The 20,716-nt window shown below is 69.3% G+C and carries 15 protein-coding genes and 1 pseudogene; 8 read left to right on the forward strand and 8 right to left on the reverse strand.

Going from position 1 to position 20,716, the window contains the following annotated elements; all coding sequences use genetic code 11:
- Window positions 1-217 precede the first annotated feature (217 nt).
- Complete coding sequence (locus tag ACFW3F_RS21965) at window positions 218-688, forward strand: SRPBCC family protein (protein ID WP_388061208.1); 471 nt, start codon at window positions 218-220, stop codon at window positions 686-688.
- Between the two features lie 10 nt (window positions 689-698).
- Here ACFW3F_RS21965 and ACFW3F_RS21970 read toward each other — a convergent pair whose 3' ends face one another.
- A complete protein-coding gene (locus tag ACFW3F_RS21970; protein WP_388061210.1) occupies window positions 699-1,925 on the reverse strand; it encodes a DUF3068 domain-containing protein in 1,227 nt (408 codons plus the stop codon).
- 125 nt (window positions 1,926-2,050) lie between these two features.
- Here ACFW3F_RS21970 and ACFW3F_RS21975 point away from each other — a divergent pair.
- Window positions 2,051-3,097: pseudogene (locus tag ACFW3F_RS21975) on the forward strand (acyltransferase family protein); the annotation flags it as partial.
- A 17-nt stretch (window positions 3,098-3,114) separates the two neighbouring features.
- Here ACFW3F_RS21975 and ACFW3F_RS21980 read toward each other — a convergent pair.
- The 5 genes from ACFW3F_RS21980 to ACFW3F_RS22000 all read right to left on the reverse strand — a co-directional run bounded on the left by ACFW3F_RS21980 (window position 3,115) and on the right by ACFW3F_RS22000 (window position 10,380).
- Entirely contained in the window at window positions 3,115-7,449 is a 4,335-nt protein-coding gene (locus ACFW3F_RS21980; protein WP_388061212.1) for a DUF3367 domain-containing protein, read from the reverse strand.
- A gap of 157 nt (window positions 7,450-7,606) precedes the next feature.
- Entirely contained in the window at window positions 7,607-7,807 is a 201-nt protein-coding gene (locus ACFW3F_RS21985; protein ID WP_004023745.1) for a DUF2613 domain-containing protein, read from the reverse strand.
- Window positions 7,808-7,882: 75 nt separating this feature from the next.
- Window positions 7,883-8,605, reverse strand: coding sequence for a DJ-1/PfpI family protein (locus ACFW3F_RS21990; RefSeq protein WP_388061214.1), 723 nt, complete (start codon window positions 8,603-8,605; stop codon window positions 7,883-7,885).
- A 30-nt stretch (window positions 8,606-8,635) separates the two neighbouring features.
- Complete coding sequence (locus ACFW3F_RS21995) at window positions 8,636-9,601, reverse strand: GlxA family transcriptional regulator (RefSeq protein WP_388061216.1); 966 nt, start codon at window positions 9,599-9,601, stop codon at window positions 8,636-8,638.
- 221 nt (window positions 9,602-9,822) lie between these two features.
- Window positions 9,823-10,380, reverse strand: coding sequence for a universal stress protein (locus ACFW3F_RS22000; protein ID WP_388061218.1), 558 nt, complete (start codon window positions 10,378-10,380; stop codon window positions 9,823-9,825).
- A 29-nt stretch (window positions 10,381-10,409) separates the two neighbouring features.
- On the opposite strand from ACFW3F_RS22000, the gene ACFW3F_RS22005 reads away from it, so the two are divergent.
- Window positions 10,410-11,642 (forward strand): glycoside hydrolase family 3 N-terminal domain-containing protein, encoded by a 1,233-nt coding sequence (locus ACFW3F_RS22005; protein WP_388061220.1) that lies wholly within the window; start codon window positions 10,410-10,412, stop codon window positions 11,640-11,642.
- A 105-nt stretch (window positions 11,643-11,747) separates the two neighbouring features.
- The gene (locus ACFW3F_RS22010; RefSeq protein WP_388061222.1) at window positions 11,748-12,350 is read left to right on the forward strand and encodes a TetR/AcrR family transcriptional regulator; all 603 of its coding nucleotides are present in this window, start codon (window positions 11,748-11,750) and stop codon (window positions 12,348-12,350) included.
- 107 nt (window positions 12,351-12,457) lie between these two features.
- Here the strand turns inward: ACFW3F_RS22010 and ACFW3F_RS22015 are convergent, their stop codons facing one another.
- Together ACFW3F_RS22015 and ACFW3F_RS22020 are read right to left on the reverse strand one after the other, a co-directional pair.
- A complete protein-coding gene (locus ACFW3F_RS22015; protein WP_388061224.1) occupies window positions 12,458-13,345 on the reverse strand; it encodes a MaoC/PaaZ C-terminal domain-containing protein in 888 nt (295 codons plus the stop codon).
- Window positions 13,345-14,709, reverse strand: a complete 1,365-nt coding sequence (locus tag ACFW3F_RS22020) for a 3-oxoacyl-ACP reductase (protein ID WP_388061226.1) — start codon at window positions 14,707-14,709, stop codon at window positions 13,345-13,347. Before ACFW3F_RS22020 ends, ACFW3F_RS22015 begins: the two co-directional genes overlap by 1 nt.
- 90 nt (window positions 14,710-14,799) lie before the next feature.
- On the opposite strand from ACFW3F_RS22020, the gene ACFW3F_RS22025 reads away from it, so the two are divergent.
- The 4 genes from ACFW3F_RS22025 to ACFW3F_RS22040 all read left to right on the forward strand — a co-directional run bounded on the left by ACFW3F_RS22025 (window position 14,800) and on the right by ACFW3F_RS22040 (window position 20,686).
- The gene (locus ACFW3F_RS22025; protein ID WP_388061228.1) at window positions 14,800-16,131 is read left to right on the forward strand and encodes an acetyl-CoA C-acetyltransferase; all 1,332 of its coding nucleotides are present in this window, start codon (window positions 14,800-14,802) and stop codon (window positions 16,129-16,131) included.
- A gap of 307 nt (window positions 16,132-16,438) precedes the next feature.
- Window positions 16,439-18,136 (forward strand): VanW family protein, encoded by a 1,698-nt coding sequence (locus ACFW3F_RS22030; protein WP_388061230.1) that lies wholly within the window; start codon window positions 16,439-16,441, stop codon window positions 18,134-18,136.
- A 63-nt stretch (window positions 18,137-18,199) separates the two neighbouring features.
- The gene (locus ACFW3F_RS22035) at window positions 18,200-18,979 is read left to right on the forward strand and encodes an SDR family NAD(P)-dependent oxidoreductase (RefSeq protein WP_388061232.1); all 780 of its coding nucleotides are present in this window, start codon (window positions 18,200-18,202) and stop codon (window positions 18,977-18,979) included.
- A gap of 144 nt (window positions 18,980-19,123) precedes the next feature.
- Window positions 19,124-20,686 carry an SLC13 family permease gene (locus ACFW3F_RS22040; protein WP_388061234.1) on the forward strand — a complete coding sequence of 521 codons (1,563 nt, stop codon included), beginning with the start codon at window positions 19,124-19,126 and terminating at the stop codon, window positions 20,684-20,686.
- Window positions 20,687-20,716 lie beyond the last annotated feature (30 nt).

Below are 20,716 nucleotides of genomic sequence, written 5' to 3' on the forward strand. Positions count from 1 at the left end.
GCTCGCTTCGCTCGCACCTCAGGGAGCATGGATTTCGGACACTCACGAGTGTTCTTTCGTGGTCCACGACGGCCGCCAGGCCGCAGATACCGAGGAGCGAGCCAAGTCCGCAGAGGGGTGGCCCTCCGCAAGCTCCGGGCGCTCCTCAGGGAGCAGGGTCAGAGCAGACAGATCTCCGGACGTTGCCGAGAGCCCGAACTTTCGGCAGTGTTGTGTGATGAGCGACAACGAGAGCACACAGGTCACTGTCCAACGCATCATCGAGGCGCCCGTCGACGCGGTGTTCGACGTTCTCTCCAATCCCGAACGGCATCAGGCGCTCGACGGTTCGGGATTCATCCGCGGCGTGGACCACGCCGACCGCATCCAACAGGTGGGGGACGTGTTCACGATGAACATGGCCGGCGACCACATGGGTGGCGAGTACAAGACGGACAACCACGTCACGGGTTACGCCAAGGACAAGTTGCTGGCGTGGAAGACCGCACCCGCCGGCACCGAGCCGCCCGGATGGGAATGGCTGTGGGAGCTGGAGTCCCAGGGCCCCAACGAGACCCTGGTGCGCCACACCTACGACTGGTCGAAGGTCACCGACAAGAAGCTGCTCGACAAGGTCAAGTTCCCGCTGGTCACCGAGTCCCAGCTCGACGACACCCTCGGCAGGCTCGCCGCGGAGTCGGCTTCCTGACGGACCCTGGTCACTCCGGCTGCCCGCCAACGGTTTCCGCGTCACGAGGACGACGGAACCGGGCGGGCAGCCAGGCCGGATTGGTGAGCACCAGCCCGGCCAGCAACGCCACCACGCCCAGGACAGCGGTGCCGATCGGGACGAGGCGGCCCCAGATCAGGATCGGGGTTGCGAGATCGGAAGCGAGGTCCGTCATCCGGGTCTGCGTGTCCTCGTCATAGGTGAAAGTTGCTCGCAGGTGCGGTAATTCGAAGTCGGCCGGGACGCCTTGTGTGCCGTCGGGGAAGCGGTACACCTCGTCGACGGTGATCGTGGCGTCGACGATCGTGCCGGTCCTGGTGTCGACGGCGAGGTCCCACGAACTGCGGTGGTGCAGGTTCGCGGTCAGCGGCCGGCGCGTGTCGCCGATCCCGAACCACGACCCCGGCCGCGTGATCGAGACATTCGTGCCGACGGGCCGGCCGAGGGCCTCGCGGGCGAGGTCGGTGTCGGGGATCTCGGCGCGGAACCGGGCGACGTCGCGGCCGAGTACCTCGGTGTCGCCGTCGTAGGTCAGCGGCACGGTGGTGCGGGTGACAGTGTCGAAGTACTCCCGGTCGGCCGGTTCGGTGTCGAAGGGCAACAGATAGGTGACGCCGCGGCGGTCCGGGACCAGCACGGCGGCCTGACCGCTGTCGTACTGGATCTCCGACGCCCCGCGTGCGGCGAGTCGCGGCAGCGCGTTCTTCCGGTCGAGCGTCACCCGGTCCTTGATGGCGTTGACAGTGGCGTCGTTGCACGGCTGCGCCGGGTCATCGGAATCGACGCCGGGCCGCGGATCGCCTGGGTCGACCTCGCGGTCGCCGATGCGCAGCGCCTCGGCCTGGATCGATGTGCCGGCCTGCACGGTCACCCGGTGTTCGTCGGATGGTTGCACCGCGACGACGCGCTGCTGGCGGACGAGATCGGCGCCGACGGTCCGGGCCGAGCGGGTCTCGAGCGAACACCGGTCGAAGATGGTCGCGTCATCGGCGGTGGCGACGGTCGTGAAGTCGGTACTCAGCGGGATGGTGCGGAATCCGCCGACGAGCAGTGTCGGCAGCGCGATCGTCACCGCGAGCAGAAAGGCGCCGACGAAGATCAGGGTCGGTCCGGCGAGGTCCGCGGCCGACCACCGACGTGGCTCCGGACGAGTCTCGGAGTTCGGAAACGACCCGGACGGCGGCGACCCGGACGGCGGCTCGGACGGCGAGGACATGGAGGCGAGGGTACGCAACGCCTCCCGGCTACCCTGTCAGCAGCATGACCAGCGCCGACCCCGACCCCATCACCGCCGAGGCCTCCACAGGCTCCGCCCGGCGGTTCTATCCGCAGCTCGAGGGCATGCGGGCCATCGCCGCGATCGGGGTCCTCGTCACCCACGTGGCCTTCCAGACCCGCGCGGTCGAGATCCCCGTGCTGGGACCGGTACTCGGTCGCCTCGACCTCGCGGTCGCCCTGTTCTTCGCGCTCTCCGGCTTCCTGCTCTGGCGACCGTGGGTCGACGCCGCGCATCGCGGCACCGGGCACCCGTCGGTGTCGAGGTACTTCCGCCACCGGGTGGTGCGCATCTGGCCGGCGTACGTGGTCGTGGTCGCGCTGGTCATCCTGCTGCTCCCCGAGGCGCAGGGCGCCGACGCCCAGGTCTGGCTGGCGAACCTCACACTCACCCAGGTCTTCGTGCCGCTCACGCTGACCGCGGGTCTGACCCAGATGTGGAGCCTCTCGGTCGAGATCGCGTTCTACGCTCTGCTGCCGCTCATCGGGTTCGCGCTGCTGCGGCTTCGCGGGAAGCGCCTGCGTGCGCGCGTCCCGGCGCTGGTGGTCCTGGCCGCGGTGAGTCTGGGCTGGGCCTGGGTCGGCACCTCGCTGCCGGTGGCCGACGGCGTGGAGACCAAGAACTGGGTGTTCGGACATCTGGCGTGGTTCGTCGCGGGTCTGGTCCTGGCGGAGATCGCCGGAGTCCTCGACTCGGTGCCGGGGCCCGGGGCGTCGGCACCCGGCCCATACCGGCCAGGGCGCTGGATGACGCGGGCGATCCGCGTCAGCGCCAACCGTCCGCTGATGCTGGGTGTGGTCGTGGTCGCCTACGCGCTGGCATGCACAAGACTTGCCGGTCCGACGGGGCTCGGCGAGGTGACCGAGATCGAGTTCGCCACGAAGATGGTGCTCGGCGCGCTCTGCGGTTATGCACTGCTCGCTCCGCTCGTGTGCAACGAGGGGCCGTTCCGCTTCCTCACCTCACGCGTGATGCTGGCGCTCGGGAGATGGTCGTACGGCATCTTCATCTGGCACGTCGCGATCCTGGCAGTGGTCTTCCCGCTGTTCGGCATCGTCCCGTTCAGCGGCGACACCCTCCTGGTGCTGGTGATCACCCTCGGTCTGTCGATCGGGGTCGCCGCCGCCAGTTACGCATTCATCGAGGAGCCGACGCGGAACTGGTTGCGTACCCGTGAGAGCCGTCGCCGCACCCGCGTGCGCCACGTCCCGGCCGACACGTCGTCCTCGCCCGGTTCGTCCTCGCCCGGTTCGTCCTCGCCACCGCCGGCCGATGCCCCGGTCGACGGCAACTCGTCGACGGCCGACCAGAACACCAGCCACGCCGTCATCGACAGGGCCACCACCGCAGGCAACTGAACCCACCACTGCGACCCGTGGTAACCGCCGGAGGCGTGCCACGGTCCGGCCGCGAGTCCGATCGTCGCAGTCATCATCGCGACGAATGCCGCGGTGACCCCGCTTCGCTGCGGTATCGCCGCGGCGAGGGCGCCGACCACACAGGCAGCCGCGAGTCCCCACCACCCCGAGATCAGCCACGACGCGGCGAGCACCGCGCCCCCGGCGACGAGCACCGTGCCGCGCCCGGCCGGGACGACGATCGGTTCCCCGACCCGCGTACGCCGCGCCGACGGCCACCACGCGGCGGCCAGGAGAAGTGCCATGAGCGCGAGGCCGATCACCAGGGCCCACCGGTACAGCGAATCGAATCGGTACGTGAGGTCGATGGTCCCGGCCGTGCCGGCGGGCACCACCCAACCCTGTTGCCAGCCGTCGACGACGACCGGTCGCAGCCGCGTCCCGTCGAGTTGCGCCTGCCACCCGGGATTGGGGCTCTCGGGCACCACCAGCAGTCGTTGCGGACCGCTCTCGACGGTCACCGCACGCCGCACCTCCGACCATTCGGTCACCTCGGGAGCCGAGGACGCCGCTGCCGACACCGGCTCACCCTTCACCAGCGAGAGCGCGTCGACCGTGAAGGCCTCGCCGGGATTGACCGACACCTCCTGCTGGCCGGCAGGGAGTGCGAGCCGGCCGTCTCCGCATGGGCGGCCGATCACGGGTTGTCCGTTGCGTAGGTCGGACACACTGGCGCGCAGGGACATCCGGAGGACCTGCCCGGCGGCCGTCAGGCCGATCCCGTCGTCGCAACCGATCTCGACGACACGGTCGGCGTCGACGCCGACCGCCGGCGAGGGCGACACCCGGACCTCGGCGATCCCCGGCGGGGCGGGGCTGGCGAATCCGAGGCTGTTGACGTCGATCAGGTCGGATTGTGCACGGATGGTGATCTCGACGCGGTCGGTGACGGCGGGATCGAGTCGCACGAGGCCACTTTCGTCGACCTCGCGGATCTGCTCACCGGTTCCGAGGTCCACGGCGACCTCGGTGGGCGCGGCGGGATAACCCCGGGGCGCCTCGATGGTCAGCGACTCGACCCGCTGCGCACGCGGGAGATCCAGCGTCAGGGTGGGACTGTTCTCGTCTTCTCCTGCGCTCTCATCTGCGGCACCGTCGTCGGCTGCCCCACCGCGCGCCGGGGATCGTTGCTGATCGGGGATCTCCGGTGCGGTCCATGACGTTCCGGGGTCGCCGTCGACGGCGGCCGCGGGCCCGCCCCTGGGGTCGGACACCGGTCGCGGACCGCGTGCGGTGACCCGATCGTCCTCGGCGAGGAGCCGGTCGAGGGCGTCACCCGGTCGGGGTCGCAGGATCGCCGTGGGGGAGACGGTCACATCCGACGGAACCGACAGTGCGCGGCCGAACACCGCCGACGTCTCCGGGGACAGGCCGAGTCCCGGTGCGCACCTCGTCATCTCACGGGCCGGATCGGAGACGCAGGACGCTCGCCCGGACAGTTCCTGGTACAGCAACCACTGGGCTACGTCGGTGCCGGCCTCGAGTTGGGGCAGGACCACGCGATGACGGATGCGCAACGGCGTCACGGTCCGCAGGTCGGACACCGTGACCTCGCCGAGCGCGAATTGATTTCCAGCCGTGCCGTCGTCGGTGCGCAGCGCGCGGATCTGGAGCCAGCGGGTGGCCCCGCTGGGCGCGGTCACCGTGATCGGTTCGCCCGGTTCGAGCCCCGAGACGACGGTGCTACCCGCCTCCGTGGTGATCAGCGCACTGGTGACGTCGGGTCCGAGAGCCTTCGCGGTCGTCAGGGTCAGCGCGAGGTCGGTCCGTGGCGTCGTGAAATCGATGCGCATCCACCGCCCGACCGCGCTCTCGAGACCGCCGCTCACCCAGGCGCTCTGCGGGTTGCCGTCGAAGGCGGCGGCCGCCGAGTTGGCCGGTGAGGTCTGGCCGGGCTGGACCGCGTCCGCGGCCGACCCCGACGTCGACACTTCGACCTCGCCACTCCGGTTGTCCAGCAACCACTCCCCGTGTACCAGGGGCTGGCCTTCGACGGGGTAGTCGGCGGCGGCGTTCTGGGTCCGACGCGGGTCCGCCGGCGAGCGGATGGCGGAACTGTGGTCGTCGACGCGGCCGAAGTCGGTCTCCCGGTCGCTGGGTGTGTCCGTCACGATCAACGGACCGTCGACGACCCCGGCGCGACGCGCGTCGGCGTCGAGGACGACCGGCCCGAGCGGCGGGAGTCCGAGTCGCGCACGGACTTCGGCCAGCTCGGCGATGGCCTCGGGTCCTCCGGCCACCCGGGGGAGCCCCGCGGTGTCGACCAGTCGCGGCCCGGTGTCGGCGGTCGGTGCGTCGGAATCGCCGACGGCGAAGATCTGGATCGCGGGTATCGAAGGCCGCAATCCGTTGTCGCGCACCACCCCTCGAACACTCGGCGGACCGATCTGCGGACCGAACTCGGCGACGCGCCGCAGTCCGGGCGAGTCGTCGAGTGCCTGTTGCGCGAGCAGGGGGCGGGTCGACCGAGATGTCTCGGGGTCGAGATCGGCTCGTAGGACGACGAATCCGATGCCCTGCCCGGCCAGGGTCGCGGCCAGTCCGGGTGACCCACGGCCCGCGGCGATCTCGCGCTGCACGGAGTCGAGGGCGCGGATCGCGCCCGGCGGGGTGAGCGGGATCGCGTCGCGGACCGCCCACGGGGTGTCGGACAGGGGTTGCAGCGGCTCGTCGCGGGTGAGTCCCCACAGCTGGTCGGCGAACGGGGCGCCGGGGACGACCAGTGCGCGGGCGGGCGGGGCGCCGTCGGAGCCTTCGCTGTGCTCGGCCAGCCAGTCCGCGGTCTGCTGCCAGTGGCGTGGGATCGCCTGGTAGGTGCCGTTCGGTGCGAGCTGGCCGGTCCACATGAGCGATCCGGCGCCGATCACGGCGACGAGCAGGACGATCGCCGCGGCGACCGGACGCGAGCGCTGCGGCTGGGCGAAGGCGGAGAGGATCTCGGCGCGACTCGCACTGCCCGGCAGCGGGACCCGCGCCAGCAGGTGGGCGACACCGAGGACCAGGGGGATGCGGAGCAGCGGCTCGAACTTGTGGATGTTGCGCAACGGCGCGCCGGAGCCGTCGAGAAAGGCGCGCACCTGCTCGGCGATCGGTGACCCGAGCTCACCTGCGTAGCCGACGCACATCAGGACGAGACCGACCCCGAGGATCGCGACGAGGCGGCCACGGAACGGCATGTGCCGCATGCACAGTCCGGCCAGACCGGCCGCCGCGATCGTCCCGGTTGCCAGGACCGCGGCGGGCTGGGTGACGAGCACCGCCCCGGCGACGCGCTCCGGGGACACGAAGGGCGTCCACGAACTCGCCCCGCGCAAGACCTCGGTGAGGGAGGTCCACTGCGTGGTGACGCGGGACGATTCGATGTAGTCGAGGAACGGCGGACTCACCCGCGAGAGGATGAGCAACGGGACGACCCACCACGCGCAGGCCAGGGTCAGGCCGGCGGCGGTCCAGGCGCCGAACTGCCACCATCGTCGGTCCCGCGGGTTGTGCAGCAGCCACCACAGCGCGGCCACGCCGAGTGCAGCGAGGGTGGCGACGGCGTTGACCGCACCCATCAGCGCCACCGCGGCCGCCGCGCGCGCGGCCTCCCGCCACAGTGGGGTGTCGTCGTCGACGGTGCGGGTGTCGAGTGCGCGCGCCACCGGGATCAGCACCCACGGGGCGAGCATCATCGGCAAGGTCTCCGACGAGATCGAGCCGAGGGTGGTCAGGACCCGAGGGCTCAGCACGAAGACGGAGGCGGCGATGATCCGCGAGGCGGGCGAGCCCAGCCGCAGCGTCTCGGCGAGGCGGACGATGCCCACGAAGCCGACGGTGAGCAGCACGGCCCACCAGAGACGCTGCACGATCCACGGCGGGACGGCGAGGAGGTCGCCCAGCGCAAAGAACGCGCCGTGCGGGAAGAAGTAGCCGTAGGCCTGGTTCTGCACCTGCCCCATCGGCGCATTCGGCGTCCAGAGGTGCGCGGCGCGTGCCAGGAAGCCCAGCGGGTTGGCGGTGAGGTCGAGTTTGGTGTCGGCGGCGATCCGGCCCGGCGACTGCACCAGGCAGATCAGCAGCGAGATCGCGGCGACGACGGCGACGCCGCGGCGGCTCAGCCCAGACCGATCGAGGGTGGACCGATCCGGTGGAGGAGGCGGAGTACTCAGTTGCTGCTGCCGTCGATCAGGGGACGCCGGGACCGGCGGCGTCGTGGATGTGTCAGTTGGTCTCGCCGGCTCCGCCGCGCGAACCGTAGTCCACCGAACCCTGGACGAATCCGTTGTTCGGGCTGATGTTGTTCAGGTCGGTGGACGGGCTGTTCTCGGAGGCGAGGAACCCGCCGAGGAACACCGCGCCGAGTCCCACCAGGATGCCGGCGACTCCGGCGACGGCTCCGGCGACAAGGCGGTTGTTGGTCATGGCGATGAAACTACCATCGCCGGAGTCCGTTTCCGGGTGACACCCGCTGACACCTGCGGATCCGGCCGGCCGGGCTCATCGCCGAGACCGCACTTTCGTCAGGGTGCGATCCCACAGCAGGCGCGCACTCGTCTTCAGCAGCTCGGGTTTGTCGACATCACGGCTCAGCAGCATCGTCGAGGTCGCGATCGTCGCCGCCGAGGCCTTGGAACGGTGCCCGGAGTCCAGATGCGGTTGCGGGTCGTACTCGATCATCAGCTGGATCGCCGCGGCCCGGGCCCGTCCGGCGATCTGATCGGTCAGCCACAGCGCGAGGTCGATGCCCGCGGACACACCGGCCGCGGTGACCAGGTCGTCATCGGGAGTGGCGCGCACGATGCGCTCGTCGGACACCGCCTTTGCCCCGTGCAGGGTCAGCGCCGTCATCGACGACCAGTGTGTGGTGGCGGGTTTGCCCTCGAGCAGACCCGCGGCGGCCAGGACGATCGAGCCGGTGCACACCGACGTCGTCCATTGCGCGCCCGGTCGTACGGCACGCAGCCAGGAGAGGACCTTGTCGTCCTCCGACGCGGCGAAGCACCCGGGCCCGCCCGGCACCAGAACGACATCCGGCGATGGTGTCTCGTCGAACGAATGCGTGGCCCCGACGACGAGCACGCCCGAATCGGCGACGATCGGTCCCGGCTCGTGCCAGACGAACCGAACTTCCGCGTCGGGCAGGGCGCGCAGCACCTCGTAGGGGCCGATGAAGTCGAGCGCGGTGAACCGGGGGTAGAGGACGATCGCGATCTGGGTCATGAGGGCCTTTCGATTGTCGGGATGGCTCGTCTAGCGGAAGGTGCGGCGGTACTGGTCGGGAGGCACGCCGAGGCGGCGGACGAAGGTGCGGCGCATCGTCTCGGCCGACCCGAACCCGCACCGGGTGGCGATCACCGGCATCGTGTCGTCGCTCTGTGTGAGGGCACGACGAGCGGCGTCGGTGCGGACCCGTTCGACGTAGGTGCCCGGCGCCTCGCCGGTCTCGTCGGTGAAGATGCGGGAGAAATGGCGCGGACTCATCGACGCGTCGCGGGCGAGATCGTCGACGCGGTGCGGCCGGCCCGGCTCGGCCTCGATCCGCTCCTGGATGTCGCGGATCGCCGTGCGACGGGCCCGCGGCATCCACACCGGCGGCGCGAACTGGCTCTGGCCGCCCGGCCGGCGCATGTAGAGGACGAGCCACCGCGCGACGAGTTGAGCGAGTTCGGTGTCGTGGTCCTCTTCGATCAGGGCCAGCGAGAGGTCGATCCCGGCGGTGACGCCCGCGGAACTCCACACGCGGTCGCAGCCGCGCACGAACAAGGCCTCGGCGTCGACCTGCACCGCGGGATACCGCTCGGCGAGAAGCCCGGTCACGGCCCAGTGCGTCGTCGCGCGTTTGCCGTCGAGCAGGCCCGCCTCGGCAGCGAGGAACGCGCCGTTGCACACGCTGACGACCCGTCGCGCGCGTTCGGCGGCCCGTCGGATCCAGTCGACGAGCTCGGCGTCCCGGGTCGCGTCGTGGACGCCGGTGCCGCCCGGCAGGATCAGGACGTCGAGCGGGTCGGCCGGATCGGGCAGCGGATGTGCGACGAACTCCAGGCCGACGCCGGTAGGCACCGACGAACCTGATCGCGACACCAGACGAAGGTCGTAGCTCACCTCCGCGCCCCGGTCGGCGAGAGCGATCGATGCGGTGGTGAACACATCGGCCGGACCGGTCACGTCCAGGGCCTGCACCCCGGGGAACCCGAGAATCAGCACCGTTCGCGTCATGAGGACATCGTTTCCGACCCCGGGCGTGGCGTCCAGGCCACGCATCCCACAGATCAGGACATCTGCTGCTGGTTGAGCCGTGTCGAAGCCACCCCACTGCTGGTTGAGCCGGCCCCGGGCGAAGCCGCCGGGCCGAGCAAGCGACGAAGGAGCGCGTCGAGGTCGAGGCGCCGTGTCGAAGCCACTTGGTGACCTCGACAGGCTCGGCCAGCAGAGCTGCGCTACAGCGTGACCTGAGGCTCCTTCTCGCACTTGGCGGGAACGATGAACACCGGGCGGTGGCAGTGCTTGAGGACTCGTTCGGCCACGCTGGACCGCAGGAGCGCCTTGAGCCCCGACGCCCCGCGGGTACCGGTGACGAGCAGATCGACGTCGAGACTCTCGGCGGCCGCGACGAGCGCGCCCCACACGGTCGACTCGACCTCGACGAGAGATCCCCGTGCGGTCAGCCCGCACTCGGCGGCCAGCGCGACACCCTTCTGGTTGATGGCGGCGGCTTCTTCTTCGAGTGCCTGGTCGACCCCGGCGTCGAGTTGGGTGTCGATGAACGGCTGCATCCCGCCGGCGAGAGTGGACATGCGCGCCGGCGTCATACCGCCGGGCTGCCAGGCGGTCACGACCACTGCGGACTGCGCGCGAAGGAATTGTCCGGCGTAACGAATGGCGCGGTCGGCGTTCGGTGACCCGTCGTACGCGATCATCAGCGTTTGTGCGGCACGATTTCCGCCGCTACCGCTCGCGGCGGTGGCGGACCCGGACGAAACGGACCCCACGTCCATCGGCTCAGACTACATGCCAGACTCGTGCCATGGGCCCAACTCGCAGACCTCCGCGGATCCGAAAAGAGCGGATCCGGAATGCGTGGATCCGGAATGCGACGACGACGGGAACGGTCGCCGTGCTGTGTGCGGCGCTCGCGGCATGCACGTCGTCGACCGCCGACTCGCCGCCGCCGACGCCCTCCTATCCGGCGTCGACACAAGCTCAGGCATCCTCGTCGTCGATGCCGAACGCCACTCCGGTCGCGAACGCCTGCGGTGCAACCGAACTGGCGAAGCTGTCGGTCCGTCAGAAGCTGGCGCAGCTGATCGTCGTCGGCGTGACGGGGGCAGCCGATGCGCAGCAGATCGTCGAGAACGAGGAGATCGGCGGGATCTTCGTCGGGAGTTGGACCGACAAGGCGATCCTGACGAGCGGTGCGGCGGCACGCATTTCGCAGAACTCGTCGATCCCGCTGATGGTCACCGTCGACCAGGAAGGCGGCCGGGTGTCGCGCCTGTCCGCGCTCGGCATCGATCACGCATCGCCCCGCGAACTCGCCCAGACCAAGACCCCCGAGCAGGTGCGGGCGATCGCGGCCGATGTCGGCCGCAAACTCAAGCGACTCGGTGTCACCGTCGACTTCGCTCCCGTCGCCGATGTCAGCGACGAATCCGACAACGAAGTGATCGGCGACCGGTCCTTCAGCAACGACCCGGCAGTCGTCACCGAGTACGCGGGTGCGTACGCAGCGGGGCTCGCCGATGCGGGAATCACCCCCGTGTACAAGCACTTTCCCGGCCACGGACACGGTTCGGGCGACAGTCATCTCGGTGTCGTGACCGTTCCGTCGCTGGCGGAGCTGCAGGACAGTGACCTCGTGCCGTTCCGGACGTTGTTGCGCGACCCCGGGACCGCGGGCGCGATGGTCGGACACCTGATCGTGCCCGGACTGACGAAGGGGCTGCCGGCCAGCATCAGCCGGCCCGCGATCCAGATGTTGCGCACCGGCGTCGGCTACGACGGCCCGCGGTTCGACGGCGTGATCTACTCCGACGACCTGTCGGGTATGGCGGCGATCAGCGCGCAGTACCCCATCGAACAGGCGGTGGAGAAGTTCATCCTCGCCGGCGGCGACGTCGCGCTGTGGTTGTCCACCGACCGTGTCGCGTCGGTGCTCGACAATCTCGAGCGCGCGGTGTCGGCCGGCCGGCTCGCGCCCGCCCGCCTGGATGCCAAGGTCGTGCGCATCCTGCGGTCCAAGGGTGTGGTGAACTGTTGAACTGCTGAGACCCCGGGGCCGACGTGACTGGGGGTTTCACCTTACCGATTGGTAAGTTGTTGATATCGTCTGACGGAACAGATGTGGTGAACGGAGGTGGTGGTCATGTCGGGCGGAACCAAGCGCCTGCCACGCGCGGTGCGCGAGCAGCAGATGCTCGATGCGGCCGTCAAGGTGTTCTCGCAGAACGGCTTCCGCGAGACCTCGATGGACGCCATCGCCTCCGAGGCGCAGATCTCCAAGCCGATGCTGTACCTGTACTACGGCTCCAAGGACGAACTGTTCAGCGCCTGCATCGCCCGTGAGTCCGGTCTGTTCATCGACGCGATGAGCGTCGGATTCGATCCGTCGCTCAGCCAGCGCGAGCAGGCGGTCACGGTGATTCGCGAGTTCCTCCGCTTCGTCCACGAGCACCGGCAGTCCTGGCGGGTGCTGTACCGCGTGGCCATCGGCACGGCCGGTTTCGCCGGCATCGTCTCCGAGAGCCGCCAGCGCGTGACCGAGATGGTCGCCCAGCTGATCAAGGCGGGTACCACGGTCGAGGGGGCCAGCGAGCTCGACTTCGAGTTGACCGCTGTCTCCATCGTCGGCGCCGCCGAGGCTGTCGCCGACCGCATCACGGAGGGCGACGTCGACCTCGAGAAGGCGACCAACCTCCTCGTCGGCATCACCTGGCGCGGCCTCAAGGGTGTCGGTACCGACTCCTGAGTGCGTGCTCCCGAGTTGCCCGCGCAACGAATCCGTTACCGCGCACCAAATCCGCTCCCGCTCACCAGATTTCGGTGAGCGGGAACGGATTTGGTGAGCGAAAGTCCTCAGCCCTCCCGCGTCGTCGCGGTGAGGTGCGGGAACCCCTTGCGACGATCGCGGATCGAGATGTCGAAGTTGCCCTTCCCGTCGATGCGGCGGGCGTAGAGGTTCACCTTGGCCGGCAACAGGATCGGCTTGCCGAACCGCACGTCGTAGGTCACCGCGTCGGGCAGCTGTGCCTCGACGTTCGCGACGGCGGCTGCCGCACTCCACATCCCGTGCGCGATCGCCTTGGGAAAGCCGAAGGCCTTGGCCGGCAGGTTGCCCATGTGGATCGGGTTGCGGTCGCCCGAGGCGGCCGCGTACTCGCGGATCCGCTTGAGGTCGACCGCGAGGATCGCGTCCGGGGGCGGCGGGGTCTTCGACTTCGGTTCCGGCCCGCGCGGCTCGTCGGACAGGCTGGTGCGCTGCTGCTTCAGGAACGTCGCCGTCTGCGTGGTGACCAGTTCGGACCCGACGCTGATCTCGCTGACGACGTCGATCAGGATGCCCTTGCGGTGCTCCCGCAGGTTCTGCGCATGCGTCACGATGTCGAGCGGTTCGCCGACCGCGATGGGCCGCTTGCGCTCGATCGTATTGGTCATATGGACCGAACCGACGGCGCCGAAGGGGAATTCGTCGGAAGTCATCAGCTTCATCACCACCGGGAACTGCAGCACGAACGGGTAGGTGAGCGGCAGGGTGTCGCCGAACCGCTGCCCGGTCGCGTGGCAGTACGCCTGGAGAGCGGCCGAATCCACCCGGAGGCCGTCGAGCCGGTAGCGCGTCTCCGGTGCCGTGGCATCGGCCGGTACGCGCGGCGGCTTGCCGATGCCGGGCAGCAGCGCGGTGACCGCCTTGCCGTACAGCTCAGCGGTTCCGGGTGCGGACGGAAGCGTGATCGTCTTCGCCATCAGGCCCCCAGGAATCCCTGGCCGCACACGCGGACCACATTGCCGGTGATGGCGTTGCTCGCCGGGTTGGCGAAGTAGGCCACGGTCTCGGCGACGTCGACGGTCTGGCCGCCCTGCTGCAGCGAGCTCATCAAGCGTCCGGCCTCGCGGGTGGCAACGGGGATCGCCGCGGTCATCTTGGTCTCGATGAAGCCGGGTGCCACCGCGTTGATGGTGATGCCCTTCTCGGCGAGGATCGGTGCGTAGGCGTCGACGAGACCGATGACACCGGCCTTCGAGGCGCCGTAGTTCGTCTGGCCGCGGTTGCCCGCGATGCCGGCGATCGACGACACGTCGATGACGGCCCCGCCCTCGCGCAGCGCGCCCTTCTCGAGCAGAGTCTCGACGAGGGTCTGGGGTGCGATGAGGTTGACCGCGATGACCGCATCCCAGCGGGCGTCGTCCATGTTCGCGAGCAGCTTGTCGCGGGTGATGCCGGCGTTGTTGACGATGATGTCGATGCCGCCGTGACGCTCGAGGGCGTGCTCGGCGAGCTTGGCGCCGGCGTCGGCAGCGGTGACGTCGAGCGGGAAGGCGGTGCCGCCGACCTTGTTCGCGGTCTCCGACAGTGCGTCTCCGGCCTGCGGCACGTCGGCGGCGATCACGTGCGCACCGTCGCGGGACAGGACCTCGGCGATGGTCGCGCCGATGCCGCGTGCAGCGCCGGTCACCACCGCGACCTTGCCCTCGAGCGGCTTGTCCCAGTTCTTCGGCGCCGTCGCATCGGCCCCGCCGACCCGGATGACCTGCGCGTCGACGAAGGCCGATTTGGCCGACAGCACGAAGCGTACGGTCGACTCCAGACCGGTCAGACCGGTCTTGGCGTCGGGGGAGACGTAGACCAGCTGGACGGTGGAGCCCTTCAGGAGCTCCTTGCCCAGCGACCGGGTGAAGCCCTCGAGCGCCCGCTGCGCGACGCGCTCGGACGGGTCGGTGACCAGTTCGGGCGTGGTGCCGATGACGAGGAACCGGGCGCACGGTGCGGTCGAACGCATCGCGGGCTGGAAGAACTCGAAGAGCTGACGCAGCTGGTCGGGAGAGGTGATGCCGGTCGCATCGAAGACCAGGCCGCCGTACTTGTCGGCGCTGCGGCCGGTCGTGGCGTTCTGGATGAGGTCGTAGTCCTCGGTCGTGAGTATCTCGCGGAGCGGCTCGACGAGCCGTCCGGACCCGCCGAGCAGCACGGGACCAGGTAGCGGCGGCTCGGAGGGCTTGTAGCGCCGCAGCGGCGGCGGGACGGGCAATCCGGCCTGTTTGGCGATGAAAGCACCGGGCGCGGAATGGACGAAGCTCGAGTACAGGCCAGTGTTTCCGTTGGCTGCCACGTTGATCTCCTCTGACTGTCGTTCGACAACGAACTTACTGATGAGTAAGAATACGCTATAGATACCGCACACGACCCTTGGGAGATCGACGTGGCCGAACAGTCCAGCCCCACAGCGAACAAGTCCACCGACGACAAGCGCGGGACCCGCAGCGACCGCCCGGTCGCGATCCTCGGCGGCAACCGCATCCCGTTCGCACGCCAGGACAAGGCGTACGCGAAGGTCAGCAACCAGGAGATGTTCACCGCAGCGCTCGACGGCCTGGTGAGCCGCTTCAATCTGCAGGGCGAGCAGCTCGGCATGGTGGCCGGCGGCGCGGTCCTCAAGCACGCTCGTGATTTCAATCTCATCCGCGAGTCGGTGCTCGGTTCGGCACTGTCGCCGTACACGCCCGCCTTCGACATCCAGCAGGCCTGCGGCACCGGACTGCAGGCCATCACGACGGTCGCCGACGGCATCGCCCGTGGCCGCTACGACGCCGCGATCGGGGGCGGCGTCGACACCACGTCGGACGCGCCGATCGCGGTGGGCGAAGGCCTGCGCCGGCAGCTGCTCGAGGTCAACCGGGCTCGCAGCACCAAGGACCAGATCCTCGGTGCGGCGAAGTTGCTGACCAAGCTCGGCATCGAGATCCCGCGCAACGGTGAGCCCCGTACCGGCATGTCGATGGGTGAGCACGCCGCCGTCACGGCCAAGGAGTTCGGCATCAAGCGTGCCGACCAGGACGAGCTCGCCGCGCGCAGCCACCAGAACATGGCGGCCGCATACGATTCGGGCTTCTTCGACGACCTGATCACCCCGTTCCTGGGTCTGACCCGCGACCAGAACCTCCGCGGCGACTCCACCGCGGAGAAGCTCGCCAAGCTCAAGCCCGTCTTCGGTGTCTCGCTCGGCGACGCGACGATGACCGCCGGCAACTCGACCCCGCTGACCGACGGCGCGTCGACGGTCCTGTTGGGCAGCGATGAGTGGGCCGCTGAGCGTGGCCTGCCGGTGCTCGCCTACTTCGTCGACAGCGAGACCGCTGCGGTCGACTACGTGAACGGGCCCGACGGTCTGCTGATGGCGCCGACCTACGCGGTGCCGCGACTGCTGGCCCGCAACGGTCTCACCCTGCAGGACTTCGACTTCTATGAGATCCACGAGGCCTTCGCGTCGGTGGTCCTTGCCACCCTGCAGGCCTGGGAGTCCGAGGAGTACTGCAAGGAGCGCCTCGGCCTGGATTCCGCGCTGGGGTCGATCGACCGCAGCAAGCTCAACGTCCACGGTTCGTCGCTCGCCGCCGGGCACCCGTTCGCCGCGACCGGTGGCCGGATCGTCGCGCAGGCGGCCAAGCAGATCAAGGAGAACGGCGGCGGTCGCGCGCTCATCTCCATCTGTGCTGCCGGGGGCCAGGGCGTCACCGCCATCATCGAAGGCTGATCGCGCAAAGGCCGCGTCGGGCGCCAAAGGGTAGTCGAATCCCGACAAGTGAGACGGATCGGCGACTGATCGGCCGATCCGTCTCATTCGGCTGGGACGATCGCGGGTACTTCGTCACATATTCGACAGAATCGGCACCCCGGGGATGCCTCCGGCCGAAAAGTAGCGTAAATATGTATATAGCTCCGGCTGCGCTGTCAGACCCCCGACCCGACAGCTCGGCCGGAGCGCCTACTTTTCCGACCGTAGTTCTGCGGCCACCCCCTGATCGGCCCAGTCGTCAGCCCGGCCCCAGCTGCCAGCCACGATGGATGGAGTTGTGACCCCAGGCTCTCGCCGTGCACGATCCGCTCTCCGCGCCGTGCTCGCCGTCGTCGCCGTGGTCACCCTCGTTCTCGCCGCCGAGTTCGTGGCAACGCGCTCGGACTCCCCGCGCAATGCCGTCGTCGGCGGGATCGACGCCGGCGGTCGTGACACCGCCCAGCTCACTCCCGTCCTCGACGAGCTGACGGCCCGCTCGACGCAGCCGGTCGTCCTGAGGACGCCGGAGGGGTCGGCCGAAGTCGCACCCGCCGACCTCGGACTCTCGTTCGACGCCGACGCGACTCGTGCGCGCCTTCTCGAACAACCGCGCAATCCGCTCATCCGGCTGGCCGCTCTGTTCGGCCGTCCCACCGACGTCGAACCGGTCGTCACGCTGGATCGGGCCGCGATGAACGCTGCACTCGACGCCCAGCGCACGTCCCTCGAGAAGGCGGCCGTCGAAGGTGGTGTGCACTACGACGGCACCGAACCCGTCGGCGATCAGCCCGCGGCGGGTGAACGCATCGCCCGAGACGCGGCGGCGGTCACCCTCATCGACCGCTGGCTGGACGGCGCACCCGTCGACCTGCCCATGGAACCCTTCTCGCCGACCGTCAGCGCCGAAGTCGTCGCCGCCACCGTCGCCGGGCCCGCCGAACGTGTGACGTCTGGTCCCGTGCGTCTGGTCGACCGGCGGAAACGGACGGTCGAGGTACCCGCGGGCGACCTGGCGTCGATGTTGACCTTCGGTCCCGACGGCCGCGGCGGGCTCACCCCGCGTGCCGACGAGAAGGTGGCGCGCGAGATCCTCGCCGCTGACCTCGATGCCTCGCAACGGGCACCGGTCAGCGCGAGGTTCAGCCTCGCGTCCGGCCGCCCGGCGGTGGTCCCGGGGATCGACGGCGCATCGATCAACTGGCCGAAGACCCTGGAGGCGGTTGCCACGAGTGCGGCTGCCGTCGGCGGCAACCGGACCGTCGAGGTCGTCTACGACGACGTCGAGCCGAAGCTCACGACCGAGGCCGCCCGCAAGCTCGGGGTCACGGAACTGATCAGCGAATACACCACCGGCGGTTTCTCGAGTGCCTCCGGCGAGAACATCCGGCTCGTCGCAGCGGAGGTCGACGGGGCACTCGTGCTGCCCGGAAAGGTGTTCTCGCTCAACGGACACACCGGCCCGCGCGGTTCGGAGCAGGGATACGTCGAGTCGACGATCATCGACCACGGCCGGGCGTCGAACGCCGTCGGTGGCGGTATCTCCCAGTTCGCGACGACCCTGTACAACGCGACGTATTTCGCCGGACTCGAGGACGTCGACCACACCGAGCACGCCTATTACATCTCGCGCTACCCCGAGGCTCGCGAAGCGACCGTGTTCGAGGGCGCCATCGACCTGAAGTTCCGCAACAACACACGGCATGGCGTCCTGATCGAGACCAGCTGGTCGCCGTCGTCGGTGACCGTGAGGCTGTGGGGCACCAAGGCTTTCGAGGTCGAGTCGGTCACGGGTGCCCGTGTTGCCTCCACCGATCCGCCGCGCGTCCGCGTCCCGCGCGGGGACGACTGCATCCCGAGTAGTGGCAGCAAGGGCTTCACCGCCTCCGACACCCGCATCATCAAGGACGCGCGCACCGGACGGGAGATCGACCGATCCACCCGCACGGTCCGCTACGCGCCCGAACCGATCGTGAAGTGCGTCTGACCCGACGGGGTGTTTCGCGGAGGGGCTTTACCGGGCGATAGAACGCTCGATAGGCTCCGAGGCGTGGATATCAATGGAGCTAGTGCAATCGTCACGGGTGGCGCGTCGGGAATCGGCGCAGCTGCGGCTCGCCAGCTGGCGGCCAAGGGTGCGAAGGTCGTCGTCGCCGACCTCAATGCGGACAAGGGCGAGGAACTCGCCAAGGAGATCGGCGGGAAGTTCGTCGCCGTCGACGTGACCTCGACCGAACAGATCGAGGCCGCCATCAACGCGGCCACCGAGCTCGGACCGCTGCGCGCGCTCGTGAACTCGGCCGGCATCGGCTGGGCGCAGCGCACCATCGGCCGCGACGGGGAGTTCGGTTCGGCACACAACCTCGACGCCTACAAGAAGGTCATCGCGATCAACCTGGTCGGCACCTTCGACTTCATCCGTCTGGCCGCCACCGCGATCAGCCGCAACGAGCCGCTCGACGCCCACGGTGAGCGCGGCGCGATCGTCAACATGGCGAGCGTCGCGGCGTTCGACGGCCAGATCGGTCAGGCGTCGTACTCGTCGTCCAAGGGCGGCGTCGTCGGCATGACCCTCCCGGTCGCGCGTGACCTGGCGGCGGTCGGCATCCGCGTCAACACCATCGCCCCGGGCCTGATCGACACCCCGATCTACGGTGAGGGCGAATCGGCCGAGGCGTTCAAGGCCAAGCTCGGCGAGTCGGTCCTTTTCCCGCACCGCCTGGGCGCGCCGGACGAGCTCGCCTCGATGGTCGTCGAGCTGGTGACCAACAGCTACATGAACGCTGAGGTCATCCGCGTCGACGGCGGCATCCGGATGCCACCGAAGTAGGCCGACCGAACCCACGATCCCGCGCAGACCCACCACCAGCTCGATTCGGTGGTGGGTTTGTCGTTTGTTCATGAGTTCTTTCCGTGAAAGAACTTTCATCCGCGTCTCATGGAGGTGTCACGCCGGCGCCCGATAGTCGTCACCATGAACGTTCCGCACACGATCGACCGAGGCCCGGGGCAACCGGGGACGGTGACGATGTTCGCGACGCGACCACCCGTGCGAAAGGTGGTCCCCCCACCGCCGCGCCGGTCCCTCCGGGAAATTCTCGGCAGAGCGTTGACACCCTGGGCGGCAGCAGGACTGGTCATCGTCGTGGTCGCCGGCGCGTTCGTCGGACACGCCGGATGGTCGGGGGAGCTGTCGTTCGACGCCGTCGTCACCCTGCTCGTGTTCCTGGTTGCGGTGTGGGCGTGGATCTTCTCGCCCCTCGACGACACGTACGTCGCGCTCGGCGGTGGCATCGCCCTGGTGATCTTCGGGATCATCGACGCCAACACCTTCGCGGGAACCCTCGGCTCCGGGGTCATCTGGCTTCTGATCGGCGCTTTCGTGATCGCGGCCGCGATCACGGCGTCGGGACTCTCGGCTCGCGTGTCGGCGCGGGTCGTTCGCCGAGCCCGCACGCCTCGCCAGCTGGTCCACCTCATCACCGCAGCGCTGCTGCTGACCACCTTCGCGATCCCGGCGACGTCCGGGCGCGCAGCACTCGCGCTTCCGATCTTCCTCGCCCTCGCCGCGGTGCTGCGTGACAGGCCGCGACTGGTGCTGTGTCTCGCGCTGGTCTTCCCGTTCGTGATCCTGTTCTCGGCGGTCGGATCGCTCCTGGGTGCCGGCGCGCACCTCATCACCGCCGAGATCGTCTCGGCGGCAACCGGAACCGGTATCGGATTCCTGCAGTGGGCGGTACTCGGCGTGCCGCTGGCGGTCGTGTGGTCGCACCTGGCGGCAGAGGCCGCGCTGTGGTTGATGACCGACCACGACGAACGCGCACGTCCACTGCGCGTGCCGCCGGCCGCTTTCGAGTCGACCGGGACGGCGACCTCGGGTCCGCTCACGACCGCGCAACGACGAGTGTCGGTCATCCTCGGACTCGTGGTCGCGCTCTGGTGTTCTGAGCCTCTGCACGGCGTCGACCCGGCGATAGTCGCGGTGCTCGGCGCGCTGGCCGCGTCCGCCCCTGCGGTCGGGGCGACCACGCTGGGCGCGGCGCTCAAGACCATTCCGTGGACGCTTCTGCTCTTCATGGCCGCGACCCTCGCGCTGGGGATGGCCCTCAACTCCAGCGGCGCCGCACAGTGGCTCGCCGACCGGGCCTTCGGTTCCATCGCCGACAGCGGCCCGGCGGCCGCGATGGTGTTCGTCGTCGTGTCGGCCACCGTGTCACTGCTCGCGCACCTGGTGATCCAATCTCGTTCGGCCCGTTCGGCGGTGCTGATCCCCATCATCGTGGTGACCGCTCCGGCTGTCGGGGTCGACCCCGTGGCCGCGGCCTTCCTGTCCACCGCGGCCGCCGGCTTCTGTATCACCCTCACGAGTTCGGCCAAGCCGGTGGCCATGTTCGCGGCGAGTGCCGACGTACCGGGTTATCAACCGCGGCATCTGCTCACGATGTCGGCGTTGCTCGCACCGGTGTCGCTGGTGTTGCTCGTCATCTTCGCCTGTTGGGTGTGGCCCTACCTCGGCCTTCCCCTCCTCTCGTCCTGACCGTCGCGCCGCGACTGTCGCCAACTGTGC

It is taken from the genome of Gordonia sp. NPDC058843 (assembly GCF_042743165.1).
Lineage (GTDB): Bacteria > Actinomycetota > Actinomycetes > Mycobacteriales > Mycobacteriaceae > Gordonia.